Origin of the sequence: Pseudofrankia asymbiotica, from assembly GCF_001983105.1 — a bacterium.
Taxonomy (GTDB): domain Bacteria; phylum Actinomycetota; class Actinomycetes; order Frankiales; family Frankiaceae; genus Pseudofrankia; species Pseudofrankia asymbiotica.
The window spans coordinates 41,505-54,118 of the sequence record NZ_MOMC01000066.1; the positions used below are offsets into that span (position 1 = coordinate 41,505).

Genomic DNA, 12,614 nt, shown 5'->3' on the forward strand with positions numbered 1-12,614 from the left:
CAGCCAGTGCGGTTGATCGCTCGCTACGAGCGTCTTCCTGGCGTCGACGTCGGCATTGAACCCTTGAGCCGGCCAACGGTTTTAACCTGGGCTCGACGGGCTGAATCATTGACTAAAGCGCTCGGCGAGCGCTCGCTTTATTTTGATGACCTTTCCGAGTTACCATTTTCCACGCCGATTTGCCGTATCCTGACCTACTTGATTATGGTAGGCGCCATGCCGAGCGGAGAACACGAGGCGTCGATCGAGCTGGCCATGCTTGCCCCGAACGTGGTGCTCGACCTGCTGTCGGAAATCTTTCGGGTCAAGGCCCCGAGCTTTCACGAGGTCACGGAGCCGAGCACCGACATGCGGATGCTTGCTCCCCGCACCTACCATGCCGACGGGGCACTGCTGTTCAAGGATGCCGATGGCCTGCCGGTGCTGGGTGTCGTGCTGGAGGTTCAGCGTGGCTGGGATTCTCGCAAGCAGTGGACATGGATGCTCTACGTGGCACACATGGCCGTGCGTCTGCGGGTCAGGACACTTCTCCTGGTCTATTGCCCCGACCCCACCGTGGCTCGGCGTTATCAGCGGTTGTATGAACCTCGCGACCGCTACTCGCCGCAAGAACCGCTCATCTTCTCGCCACCGGACGTGCCTCGGATCCTCGACGTCGACCAGGCTCGCGCGAACCCCGCACACGCGGTGTTCTCCGCGATCTGCCACAGCCACGATGCCAACATCGACGACCACTTCCCCGCGCTCGCGGAGGTGTTGCGAACGGCCGACCACGAGGCGGCGGCCTCGTACGATGACATATTGATGGCCGGGCTGCCCCAGGCGGTTCGGATCAGATGGGAGGCCTACATGAAAAGCGCCGTCGGGCACAGGTACTACAGCGACTTCTACCGCCAGCTTGACGCCCGAGCACGCGCCGAGGGCGAGGCCGCGGGCCGGGCCGAGGGCGAGGTGCGCTCGGTGCTGACGGTGCTGGATGCTCGCCGCGTCACGGTTCCCGACGCCGCCCGCGAGCGAATCCTCGCGTGCACCGACCTCGACCAGCTCGACACCTGGCTACGCCGCGCCGTCACCGCCACCACCATCGACGACGTCCTCCAGCCCCAGTCAGATATGGCCGTGCGCGCGTCGAACTCCCGTTGACGCAGTCGCCCGACGGCGCGGAACGAGTGGCCTGGCTGCAGCGGCAACGCTAGGGCTCCGCGTCACGGACGCCACGCGTGCCGGCGATGTGAAGCACCGATCCGGACGGGTGCGCATCGTCAGAGCTGCGCCGAATGGCGCCTCGGAGTGGGGCGAATGGCTTGAAAGCGGGCGTCACTCCCCCTAACCTGCGCACACGCCGTCGATCGCCGGATCTGACGCCACGTCAGCGACAGGACCCGCCATGAGTGCAACCGCCACCAGCGCTTCTCCGCGAGACCTCCCGCCCGGCGGGACCGGCGACAGGACCGGGCTCGGGGTCAGCCGGCTGTGGCGGCGGGAACTGGTGCATTACCCCGCGCTCGGGCCGCGGCTGGCGGCTCTGTCGATCGTCGTCCTGACGACGATCTTGTTCTACTACCAGTACTACCTGATCAGCGGCGTCAGCGAGCAGGTACTGACCAGCACCGGCATCTCGTTCCTGTTCTTCGTCAACATCAACGTGGTGTCCGCGCTCGCCAGCGCCCTGGCATCGCTCGCCGGCGGCGTGTGCGACCGATACGGCCGGGCGAACATCGTGACCGTCGGCGTGCTGCTMTGCGCGCTCATCTGCCTGTTCGGCTTTCCGAACGTCGAGTCGGGCTGGAGCGTCGGCGTTCTCTACTCGCTGCTCGGCGCGATCGAGGGCACCGTGCTCGTCGCGACACCGGCTTTGATCCGTGATTTCAGCCCGCAGGTGGGCCGGGCGTCCGCGATGGGCTTCTGGACGATCGGCCCCGTGGCCGGCAGCCTGGTCGTCAGCGTCGTGGTGAGCAACACCGCCGATCACCTCACCGACTGGCGGGACCAGTACGTGATCGCCGGCTTCGCCGGGCTCGGCGTGTTCCTCGTCGCCCTGCTTTTCCTGCGCGAGCTCTCGCCGCGGCTGCGGGACCAGGTAATGGTGAGCGAACACGACCGCGCCCTGGTCGAGGCCAGGGCGCGGGGCCTCGACGCCGCCGACCTCGAGGCGGCGCTGCGCCGGCCGTGGCGCCAGATGCTGCACCTCGACATCGTCGGCTCGGCCCTCGCCATCAGCCTGTTCCTGTTCATCTACTTCGTCGCCGTCGGCTTCTTCCCAATCTTCTTCCAGACCCTGTTCGGGTTCAGCACCTCGCAGGCCAACGCGCTCGGCAACTGGATGTGGGGCTGCGAGGCGGCGGCGCTGATCCTGATCGGCTRGGTGTCCGACCGGCTGCGGGTCCGCAAGCCGTTCATGGTCGTCGGCGCGGTCGGCGCGATCGTCTGCACACTGCTGCTGATCGGCCGCACCAGTCACGCCGACACGAGCTACTACACGTTCGTCGGGATCCTCGTCCCGCTCGCGATCTCACTCGGCCTCGCGTTCGCGCCGTGGATGGCGAGCTTCACCGAAACCGTCGAGYGGCGCAATCCCGCCCTCACCGCCACCGGGCTGGCGCTGTGGGGGCTGACGATCCGCGCCGTCGTCACCGTCTCGACCTTCCTGCTCCCCTACATCGTCACCACCGTCACGCCGCTGGTCCAGGACGGCCCCACCGTGYAGGCCGCGGCGAGCGGGCAGGACCCGACGCTCGACGCCATGCAGAACGCCGTCGTCAAGGCCGTCGCGGCGGACCCGACCATCGTCGACAAGGTCCAGACCCTCGCGGCCAGGTACGAGACGCAGCTCGCCACGGCCGCGAAGCTGACCCCGGCCACCCAGAGCGCCCTGTCCAAGGACCCGGCGAACACGGCGACGCAGGCCGCGGCACTCAGCGAGATATCCGGCAAGCCGGCCGCCGACGTCGCCCGGGTCATCGATCTCAGCGGCCGCTACGGAGCGGAGCTCGCCACGGCGGAAACGATCGACGACCAGACGATCGTCACGGTCCTGACGAACCCCGCGGACACGGCGGCGACGGCCACGGCCGAAGGCGAGATCGCAGCGAAACTCGGCGTCGCCCCGGATGTGGCCCGCCAGAGGCTCACGGACCTGCGCGCGGTGCCGCTGCCCGATCTGCTCTTCATGGATGCCAACGGTGCCCCCGTACAGGCGGCGGCCGACCAGCTCACCGCGCTCGCCGCCGTGCCCGCGGCGGACCTCGGCTATCTCGACAAGTACGGCACCCCGCTGCAGAACCCGAAGGTCCAGGCGGTGCTGATGTACCTGGACAAGAACGGGGCGAAGGTACAGAAGGCCGCGGCCGACTCCCCCGGTCAGTGGCAGACCTACTTCTGGATCGCCGTCGCGGGCGAGCTGGTGTTCATCCCGCTCATCTTCCTGATGGCCGGGCCGTGGCGCCCCAGCACCGCCCGACGCCAGGAGCAGGAGCACCAGGCGCTGGTCGACGCCGAGCTGGCCCGCCTCAACGCCCCCGCCACCGCCAGCCCAGACGCCGCCGTCCCACACACCGCCGTCCCACATGCCGCCACCAGCGCGGACACCTCCGCCGCCGCGGAGACGCCCGTCGAACCGTGACTCATCCGCGACGTGGCCGGTCCAGGCCAGTTCCGACCCCCAGGTCCAGGTGATCCGCGACCAGGAATCGCATATGTCGTGAACTAAAAAGACATTTCATTTTCCGCCGAGGCGCGTGACGATGGTCACAGGCCAGACGCCAGCTTCCTTACGGGCCAACGGGAAATGCACAGGGTCAGCGATCGTGCTCGCGTTTGGTGACGCCGGGAATTGTCCCGTGCCCGGGATCCTGTCTAACGTTGCAGTCAGTCCGGCCGGGAGCAGAAACCCGCCGGGCGCGCACGCCGGACCGACGCCGAATTCTGCCCACGGTTCCGGTCAATGTCATCTAATCTGTTCGTGGGGCAGAGACGGAGAACCCGCGAGGGTCGCCGGGCGGGTGCGAAATGGCATTCCAATCGTAGCGTGGCCGGCCAGCCGGCCGTGGTTTCATTCGCCCGGTTTCCGGGTTCCGTAGGTGTCGCGGGAAAGCATTTCTCTTGTCGATCCCCGCCAAGAGCACCCTGCATGACGGGTCCGGAGGCGCGCGGCCCGCCGGCGATCGGACGGGCGAGGCCCGCCGGGTCGAACACGTGCGTGACCGGTCGCCGAAGGCCGCGCGGGACGGCACCAGGCGCGGCGTCCGATCTCGGCTCATGCCCTGGATCGTGGCGGGGGCCGTCGGGCTGGCGTCGGCGGGCCTGGTCGAGTCCGCTCAGCCCGCCCTGGCGGCCGGCACAGCGACGGCGGTGCCCACATCGACAGCGACGACGGCGCCGACGCCGACGCCGACAGCGGCGCCGGTACCGACGCAGCGGACGACGTCGTTATCCGTACGGCAACAGCCCGCCTACACCGTGCATCAGATTCTTCCGAACGCCCCGGCGAACGCGGTCGCGCTGACCATCGACGACGGACCGGACCCCACCTGGACGCCGCGAGTGCTCGCGCTGCTCCGGCAGTACAACGTGCACGCGACCTTCTGCCTCGTCGGGAGGCAGGCGCAGGCCCACCCGGATCTCGTCCGGCAGATCGTCGCCGCTGGTCACGCGATCTGTAACCACAGCATGACGCATCCGCAGCCGTTCGCTCACCGGCCCGCGGCCGAGGTCCAGCAGCAGATCAGCCGGGCCCAGTCCGCGATCACGAGCGCCGCGGGCACCGCGCCGCACCTGTTCCGCGCGCCGGGCGGCGACTGGTCGCCGACCGTCTTCGAAGCGGCGGCCAAACAAGGGCTGGCCCCGATCGCCTGGAATGTCGACCCCAGAGACTGGTCGCGCCCCGGTACGCAGAAGATCGTCGACAGCCTTCTGGCGGCGAAGCCCGGAGACATCCTGCTCTGCCATGACGGGGACGGGGACCGGCCGGACAACGCCGGCACGGACCGCTCGCAGACGGTGCAGGCCCTGCGGACGGCGCTGCCCCAGCTGAAGAGCAAGGGCTACACGTTCGTGACGCTGTGACAGCCGGCCACGATCCGGCCGCTTGCCCCGCCAGGCCCGCCGGCGAGGCGCTCAGCTGGCCTTCTCCCCGCGGTCGCGCTCCCCGCGGTCGCGGCGCAGGACCGTGAGCGCGGTCAGTGCGGCCGCGTCCGCGGGTTCGGACACGGTGAAGCTGTAGTCGGCGGGGGTGCCCGTGGCGAACAGCCGGTCGCCCGCTCCGACGACCGTCGGAAAGGTGATCAGTCGGTACTCGTCGATCAGGTCGGCCGCGGCCAGCGCGTGTACCAGGCTCAGGCTGCCGATCACGACGACGTCGCGCCGCGCACGCTCGGCGGCGACCCAGGCCACCGGGTCGCCATCGATGGCCGCCGAGTTCGACCAGGCACTCGCGTCGATGCCGGCCCGGGTGGCGACGCGCTTCGGTACGGCGTTCATCAGCCCGGCGAAGTCCCCGGCGCGGGCCGGCCAGAGCTGGGCGAAATGCTCCCAGGTCCGCCGACCGTAGAGCTGCACTCCCTGCTCCATCCGCGCCCCGAGGCGGAACTTGTCGCCGTCGACCGGTCCCGAGCCGTGCCGGAAGGCCCAGCCGCCGTGGCCCGTCCCCCAGCGCCCATCGGGGTCGGAGACCACGCCGTCCAGGGTGACGAACTGGATGACGATGACGTCGCTCATCGCGGATCCCTCCTGCGGTGGCGGCTCTCGTCCGGCCACCCTCACCCGACACATACCGAGCCCGGGCGGCGAACTCATCGCCGCTCAGCGCGGGAAAATCCGGCCGTGAGCGGGGCGTAGGCTCGCCGCGTGTCCGAGCCGACGACGGCGCCCAGCCGCGACGAGGGTCACGAGGCCTACCGCGGTGAACTGCTCGCGCACTGCTATCGCATGCTCGGCTCCTTCGATGAGGCCGAGGACCTGGTCCAGGAGACGCTGCTGCGAGCCTGGCGAGCCGCTGACCGGTATGACCCGCAGCGCGCGTCCCTGCGCACCTGGCTGCACCGGATCGCCACGAACGCCTGCCTGACCGCGTTGGAGGGGCGCGCCCGCCGACCGCTGCCAAGCGGGCTGGGGCCAGCCGGCGACGACCCGCACGCGCCGCTGGTACCGAGCCCGGACATTCCGTGGCTGCAGCCCTTCCCCGACACCCGGCTCGGTGATCCCGCGGATGCCGCGCAGCAGCGCGTCGGGCTGCGGCTGGCCTTCGTCGCGGCGCTGCAACTGCTGCCCGCGCGGCAGCGCGCGGCGCTCGTTCTGCGCGAGGTGCTCCAGCTGCCGGCCGCCGAGGTGGCGCGGGCGCTGGGCAGCAGCGTGGCTTCGGTGAACAGCGGCCTGCAGCGAGCCCGGGCCACGCTGCGGGATGCCGGGCTGTCGCTCGAAGGGCTGCGCGAACCGGCCGAGCCCGCCGAGCGGGCCGTGATCGAGCGTTACCTGGCGGCGTTCGAGGCGGCGGACGTGCCCGGCCTGACCCGGTTGCTCGCCGACGACGTGGTGCTGGAGATGCCGCCAGTGCCGCTCTGGCTGGCCGGCCGGGCGCATTACCGCGAGTTCATGGACCGGGTCTTCGCCATGCGAGGGCCCGGTTGGCGCCTGCTTCCCGTGCGGGCCAACGGAAGCCCGGCTCTGGCGGCATACGCCCCGGACCCGGCCCGCGGCGGGGTCCGGGCGCACTCACTCCAGGTGTTCACGGTGACGGGCGGCCTGATCCGACACTGCGTGACGTTCGCCGACCCGACGGTCTTCGACCTGCTCGGGCTCCCGCACGTCCCGTCAGATGCGGAACTCCAGCGCGTTTCTCCTCTCGTCGATCACGCCCGCAGGCTCGGCAAGGTCTCCGTCTCGAACCAGGAGTAGACGTGCCGCTGCGGGCCGGGCCCGAAGGTGACTCGGGCGACACCGAGACCGGCCAGATCCGCGATGGTCAGCGGTCCCCCTACGCCACGCCCGACGTTGACCGGCCCGTCGATCGCCTTCACGAGCGCGGCGATGGCCTTCGGGTCGCCCACGCCCAGCGGATACACGCAGTCGGCGCCTGCTTCGAGATAGCGGTTGCCGCGTTCGACCGACGCCGTGAACTGCTCCTCTGGCGTCCCGGCGTGGTGGAGGAAGGAATCAGTCCGGGCGTTGATCACCAGGTCCGCGCCGACCGACGACGCGGCCGCGCGGATCCCGTGGATGAACTCGACCTGCTCGTCGATCGTCACCATGGAACCGGTCGACGGAAAGGAATCCTCGAGGTTCAGACCCACCGCTCCCGTCGGCACGAACCGCTCGACCAGCTCCTCTGGCGGTAGCTGGTAGCCACGCTCGAAGTCCACCGTCACCGGAACCGTCACCGCGCGCGCGATCCGTGCCGCCGCCTCCAGCATCGCGTCGGCAGGGGCCGCCTCGCCGTCATCGAACCCCAGACAGGCCGCGACGGCGGCGCTGCTCGTCGCCACGGCCGCGAAACCAGCACGGTCGATGATCTTCGCCGAGGCCGCGTCCCAGGCGTTGGGGGCCACGAGCGGCCGTCCCGGTACGTGCAGCCCCCTCAGCGCCGCGGCCTGCCGGTGGTTGTTCTTGATCGTTACCTCGTCCATGGCACTCTCCCTGGCCTCTTGGTGCCTGAGCACCCCACTCGCCTACCAGGTAGGACTCGGAAACCGGCCACAACGGATCGGCGCCCTCGTGCGGGCTGGCCTTCGTCGGCGCTTCGTCGACTTCGTCCGGTCCCGGCGGATGCGTGGCGCTCCCTCGGCACCAGTTGTTCAGCGGAAAGACGTCGCAGCCACGGAATCGGCCGGCCGGGCCCTGCCCACACCCGGGGGGCGAAATCGCGAGTTCAGACGCCGAAGCTCATGCCTCGGCTTCGGGTCTACCTCTGGCGCAGAGGCCGGAAGAATGCCCGCACGTCATCCACGAAGATGTCCGGCACCTCCATCGCGGGGAAGTGCCCGCCGCGGGGGAGCTCGGTCCAGTGCACGATGTTGAAGAATCGCTCGGCGTGCGGCCGGAGCGATCGGACCAGTTCTCCCGGGTAATTGGCCACTCCGGTCGGCACGGAGACCGGTCGTCGCGGCACCATCGTCTCCGGGGCCTGGCGTCGCTCCCAGTACAGGCGGGCTGACGACGCTCCGGTGAGGTTCACCCAGTAGACCATCACGTTGGTCAGCATCTGATCCTCGGTGAGGGCAATGGTGCCGTCGGACCGGTCGATCCATTCGTAGAACTTCTCGATGATCCAGGCCGCCAGCCCGGCCGGCGAGTCGTCGAGCAGGTAACCCATCGTCTGCGGTCTGGTCCCCTGGATCAGGTCGTAGCCGCCGCCGGCGCGTCCCATCCGCCGCGCCCACGCGGTCGGAGGAGCGGCCGCCTCACCTTTGGGCGGCGGCACGTTCATCAGGTTGACGTGCAGGCCAAGGACGCGTTCCGGGCGCAGCTCGGCCATGTTGTAGGAGACGATCGCGCCCCAGTCCCCGCCCTGGACGCCGTAGCGCTGGTAGCCGAGCCGGTCGGCGATCTCACCGAAGGCGGCGGCGATCCGCCTGGGGTTCCAGCCCGTCTCCGTGGTCGGACCGGAGAATCCGTAACCGGGCAGCGAAGGCACCACCAGGTGGAACGCGTCGGCGGGGTCAGCCGGATCGGAAAGCGGGTCGATCACGTCGAGGAACTCGACCACGGAACCAGGCCAGCCGTGGGTCAGGAACAACGGGACGGCCGTCGCGTGACGCGACCGAATGTGCAGGAAGTGGAAACGCTGGCCCTCGACCGTCGTGGTGAACTGCTCGTAGCGGTTCAGGCGGGCTTCGTGAACTCGCCAGTCATAGGAATCCAGCCAGTAGCGGATGATCCCCTGGAGTACCTCCAGGGGGATGCCCTGCTCCCAGCCGATGCCCGGTATCTCATTCGGAAGCCGCGTCCGCCGCAGACGCTCGGCCAGGTCGGTGAGAACAGCGGCCGGCACGTCGACCCGGAAAGGATCCAGCGCTGTCACGCCCGCGATGCTACCGAAGACGGCGGAGGTCGGGTCTCGCACAGCCAGCGACGACGGACGGGCCTGTAACCAGCGGAAACGGTAGGCCGAGTCACGATTTGCCTCCGCTCCGGGAGCGGCTCCGAAGACCTACCACTCCCGCGCCATGCGTCGCGGCCCGGCCGGGCGCGGCCAGCCGCGACCGGCGTGCCGGAGCCGGCGGACCAGGGCGGGGCGGGGCGGGGCGGGGCGGGGCGGGGCGGGGCGGGGCGGGGCGGGGCGGGGCGGGGCGTCGGAAGGCTAGCGCCGGTCACCATAACGGAGGGAAGCAGCCTGAACACGACCTCTGGCGGCATCACAGGGCGACTCCTCGCGGCGCGACAGCCCCGTTCAGCGGTTCTCGATGAACGCCTTGAACCGCTTCAGATCGGCCTTGACCCGCCACTCGTCCGCGCCGATCACCGAACCGACCTTCTCGGCGACGCCCGCGGGCTGCCAGTCCAGCCGGATCGTTACCCGGGTCTCGTCGCCGTCGAGCCGATGGAAGGTCACCGCTCCGGCGTGGGTAGGACCTTCGGTGCTCGTCCAGGCGACCCTCTCGTCCGGCAGCCGCTCGGTGATGACCGCGTCGAACTCACGGCGCTGAACGCCCGCCGTGATGTGCCAGCGCAGGTGGGTGTCATCGAGCTGCTCGACAACCTCCACCCCCTTCATGAAACGCGGCAGGGACTCGAACTGGGTCCACTGGTGGTAGGCGGTACGGACCGGCACGGCCACGTCGATCGACTCCACGACGGTGTTGGCCATCAGATCCCTCCTCCCAGCGCTCACGCGACCACCACGACCTCCCCGCCCCACCACCGACAACACCGGCAGCCATCGATCGAGCAGACGAGGCGACACGGCCGCCTGACACGCCAGCCGCTCGACCGGCACACGTGGGACAGGCTGCCGGTCCTCCGGTCCTCCGGTCCTCCGGTCCTCGGGTGCCGCGGGTGCCGCGGGTGCCGCGGGTGCCGCGATCCTCGCGCTCTCCTGGCAGGTCCGAACGGGAGGATCGATGAGAAACGGCGGCGATGCCAGTCTGACTACGGTCCGCTAGATGTCTGTGGCCTCGGCAAGGGAGAACAACCGATGAGACCGCTTCGATACTCGATCAACATCACCCTCGACGGCTGCTGCGACCACCGGGTGGGGATCGTGGACGACGAGTCGCATCGCTACTGGGCCGCCAGCCTGGAACGAGCCGACGCCCTTCTCTTTGGCCGGGTGACCTACGAGATGATGGAGGAGGCGTGGCGGCAGCCGGCGACGGGAACGTGGCCCGACTGGATGGYCGACTGGATGGTCCCCTTCGCCCGGACGATCGACGGGGCGAAGAAGTACGTCGTGTCAAGCACCCTGGATCGGGTCGACTGGAACGCGGAACTCGTGCGGGGCGACCTGGGGAAAGCCGTCGAGCAGCTCAAGCAGGAGCCTGGCAAAGGCATCTTCGTGGGAGGCGTGACCCTCCCGCTGGCCTTGGCGGACCTGGGACTGATCGATGAGTACGAGTTCGTCGTGCAGCCCATCGTGGCGGGTCACGGGCCGACGTTGTTCGCCGGCCTCAGCGAGCGRCTCGAGCTGAAGCTCGTGGAACGCCAGGAGTTCCGGTCGGGGGCGGTCGCTCTGCGGTACCAATCCAGTCGAGTCACGGCCTGAAGGCCCGCCGCCCCCGGGTGCGCGGGCTGGCGACTCCTCCGAGCCCTCGCATCAGTCACCACGTCAGACGGCTGATGGGTCACGAGTCGGTGCCGTGCCCGCCAACGTTGGCCCGCCATGCATCATCGCTGATAGCGCCCTCTGACGGTCGTAAACAGGGGGCGCTCGCGACCTTCCGCCTTCCAGGTGTAGGGGCTGAGCACACCCCGGTCCATCGACACCCGTCGAGCCAGCGCCGACCCGCCAGGTAGTCCATACATGTCCAACGTGGGGTCGAATCTGCCCCTCGACCACCGGTGACGGTCGAACGCGCCGACGGCGTGCCGCGTCCGGTGGCGGTCGACGGCGCCGAACGGCACGCCGTCGACGCCGTCGTCGTCTGGTCGCGTCACGCCGGCGACAGTCGCTTGGCTCCACCAGGACAGGACCCCGCCGGACAGCCGGTCCGGGCTCACCCGCTGACGTGGACCCCGCCCAGGATTCCGAACGCCCGCAGCCGCACGACCACCGCGTCCGGGCCGCCCTCGTCGGACAGGTCGACACGCCGGCCGCCGAGCAGGTTGAAGCCGCTGATCTCTACCCGCACCCCCGGGGGGAGCTTCAGTCGAACGCCGCCGGCGAGCGACACCTTCGTCACCGTCACCTCCGGCGTGGAGAACGCCGCCTCCCGCATGTCCAGGTCCAGCCCGCCGACGAGCGTCACCACGACGATCCGGCCGCGCGGCCGCCACCGGCCGGTCTGCCTCATCCCGCCGAGCGGAGTCACGTGCCACTGGGTCGTCCGACCATCGTTAGCGCTGACCGAAGGCTGTGCCGATGCCGATGCCGGCGCCGGCGCCGGCGCCGCGTCACTCGGCGTCGGCTCGCCAGCCGCCGGCCCGTCCTTCTCCATCTCCACACCGTCCATTCGGTTCCCTCCGCCAGATCCGCTCGTCGTCGATGACGCTCCGAGCGTGACATCCACAGGCCGCCTCGGAGCCGTCGAGTCCGAGTCTGGCGCGGTGGACTCGATCGCGGCCGGYCCAGGTATGAGCGATGGTGGGGCGGGCGGACAGTGCTCGGCACGGCGTCGGCAGTCCTGGGGGCCGCATCTACCTGGCCAGTCCGGCAGCCCTCTGACCCGGTCCGATGTGAGTACCTGGCGAATCGCCGTTCCTAGCGCCGCCAGAAGAAGTGGTGCACGAAGCCGCTCGGCCGCGGCACGCGCTCCAGGTGGAACCGGTCGGTCAGCTCGTCCGGGCTCTCCCAGAGACGGCCACCGCTGCCCAGCTCGAACGGAGCGACCGCGATGTGCATCTCGTCGATCAGGTCCGCGTCGAGGAACTCGCGAACGGTCGCGACGCCGCCACCGATGCGCACGTCCCGGCCGTCCGCGGCGGCCTTCGCCCGCTCAAGCGCTTCGTGGGGAGTCGCGTCCAGGAAGTGGAACGTCGTGTCGCTCAGCGTGAACGACGGCCGAGGGTGATGCGTCAGCACGAAGACCGGCGTGTGGAAAGGGGGCTCGTCTCCCCACCAGCCCTGCCACTCGTGGTCCAGCCAGGGGCCGCGGACCGGACCGAACTTGTTCCGCCCCATGATCTCCGCGCCGATGTTGTAGGTGAAGTCCCGGGCGATGTAGTCGTCGAGCCCGCGGGTGCCACCCGGTTCGGTGCGGTTGACCCAGTTGGCCGTCGCGCCGATCCAGCTCATCAGCTCAGCGGGGTTCCCATGGCCGAACGGGCGCTCGAGGCTCTGCCCCTCGCCTGTCCCGAACCCATCCTTCGTGACGGTGAAACAGTGGACTCGAGCCCGCTGCGTCATGGCCTACCTCCTTCAACGTGGAGGCGCCTGCCGTGGCCCTCCACCACGTAGTCGTAGTCGACCCGCCCCACTCGACATCGCTGTCCAAAAATCTCGGCGCGTCCCGTCAACCGCATCTGAG

Annotated in this window: 11 protein-coding genes; 5 read left to right on the forward strand and 6 right to left on the reverse strand. The window is 69.6% G+C overall.

All coding sequences use genetic code 11. The annotated features are described in order from the left end of the window. The first annotated feature begins 6 nt into the window (after positions 1–6). The 3 genes from BL253_RS29440 to BL253_RS29450 all read left to right on the forward strand — a co-directional run bounded on the left by BL253_RS29440 (position 7) and on the right by BL253_RS29450 (position 5,064). Entirely contained in the window at positions 7–1,143 is a 1,137-nt protein-coding gene (locus BL253_RS29440) for a hypothetical protein (protein ID WP_241835261.1), read from the forward strand. 244 nt (positions 1,144–1,387) lie between these two features. After that, on the forward strand, positions 1,388–3,622 hold the full coding sequence (locus tag BL253_RS29445) for an MFS transporter (RefSeq protein ID WP_076820566.1): 2,235 nt from the start codon (positions 1,388–1,390) through the stop codon (positions 3,620–3,622). A gap of 479 nt (positions 3,623–4,101) precedes the next feature. Next, positions 4,102–5,064 (forward strand): polysaccharide deacetylase family protein, encoded by a 963-nt coding sequence (locus tag BL253_RS29450; protein WP_241835262.1) that lies wholly within the window; start codon positions 4,102–4,104, stop codon positions 5,062–5,064. Positions 5,065–5,115: 51 nt separating this feature from the next. On the opposite strand, the gene BL253_RS29455 is transcribed toward BL253_RS29450, so the two are convergent. Next, a complete protein-coding gene (locus BL253_RS29455; protein ID WP_076820567.1) occupies positions 5,116–5,715 on the reverse strand; it encodes a dihydrofolate reductase family protein in 600 nt (199 codons plus the stop codon). A 129-nt stretch (positions 5,716–5,844) separates the two neighbouring features. On the opposite strand from BL253_RS29455, the gene BL253_RS29460 reads away from it, so the two are divergent. Beyond that, positions 5,845–6,891, forward strand: coding sequence for a sigma-70 family RNA polymerase sigma factor (locus tag BL253_RS29460; protein WP_076820568.1), 1,047 nt, complete (start codon positions 5,845–5,847; stop codon positions 6,889–6,891). Here the strand turns inward: BL253_RS29460 and BL253_RS29465 are convergent. The 3 genes from BL253_RS29465 to BL253_RS29475 form a co-directional block, all read right to left on the reverse strand. Further along, a complete protein-coding gene (locus BL253_RS29465; protein WP_076820569.1) occupies positions 6,846–7,619 on the reverse strand; it encodes an isocitrate lyase/PEP mutase family protein in 774 nt (257 codons plus the stop codon). The genes BL253_RS29460 and BL253_RS29465 overlap by 46 nt on opposite strands. 275 nt (positions 7,620–7,894) lie before the next feature. After that, positions 7,895–9,013: an epoxide hydrolase family protein gene (locus tag BL253_RS29470; protein ID WP_076820597.1), complete on the reverse strand. Its 1,119-nt coding sequence runs from the start codon at positions 9,011–9,013 to the stop codon at positions 7,895–7,897. 369 nt (positions 9,014–9,382) lie between these two features. Then, a complete protein-coding gene (locus BL253_RS29475; protein ID WP_076820570.1) occupies positions 9,383–9,799 on the reverse strand; it encodes an SRPBCC family protein in 417 nt (138 codons plus the stop codon). A gap of 327 nt (positions 9,800–10,126) precedes the next feature. Here BL253_RS29475 and BL253_RS29480 point away from each other — a divergent pair, with 327 nt between their 5' ends. After that, a complete protein-coding gene (locus tag BL253_RS29480) occupies positions 10,127–10,693 on the forward strand; it encodes a dihydrofolate reductase family protein (protein WP_076820571.1) in 567 nt (188 codons plus the stop codon). 451 nt (positions 10,694–11,144) lie between these two features. Here the strand turns inward: BL253_RS29480 and BL253_RS40595 are convergent, their stop codons facing one another. Together BL253_RS40595 and BL253_RS29495 are read right to left on the reverse strand one after the other, a co-directional pair. Then, positions 11,145–11,600 carry a hypothetical protein gene (locus BL253_RS40595; RefSeq protein ID WP_076820573.1) on the reverse strand — a complete coding sequence of 152 codons (456 nt, stop codon included), beginning with the start codon at positions 11,598–11,600 and terminating at the stop codon, positions 11,145–11,147. A gap of 248 nt (positions 11,601–11,848) precedes the next feature. Next, positions 11,849–12,493 carry a dihydrofolate reductase family protein gene (locus BL253_RS29495; RefSeq protein WP_076820574.1) on the reverse strand — a complete coding sequence of 215 codons (645 nt, stop codon included), beginning with the start codon at positions 12,491–12,493 and terminating at the stop codon, positions 11,849–11,851. Between the last annotated feature and the right edge of the window lie 121 nt (positions 12,494–12,614).

Bases quoted from the DNA above. Each gene is read 5' to 3' on its own strand.
- BL253_RS29455 (WP_076820567.1), bottom strand. From the start codon at position 5,715: ATGAGCGACGTCATCGTCATCCAGTTCGTCACCCTGGACGGCGTGGTC.
- BL253_RS29465 (WP_076820569.1), bottom strand. From the start codon at position 7,619: ATGGACGAGGTAACGATCAAGAACAACCACCGGCAGGCCGCGGCGCTG.
- BL253_RS29475 (WP_076820570.1), bottom strand. From the start codon at position 9,799: ATGGCCAACACCGTCGTGGAGTCGATCGACGTGGCCGTGCCGGTCCGT.
- BL253_RS29495 (WP_076820574.1), bottom strand. From the start codon at position 12,493: ATGACGCAGCGGGCTCGAGTCCACTGTTTCACCGTCACGAAGGATGGG.
- BL253_RS40595 (WP_076820573.1), bottom strand. From the start codon at position 11,600: ATGGACGGTGTGGAGATGGAGAAGGACGGGCCGGCGGCTGGCGAGCCG.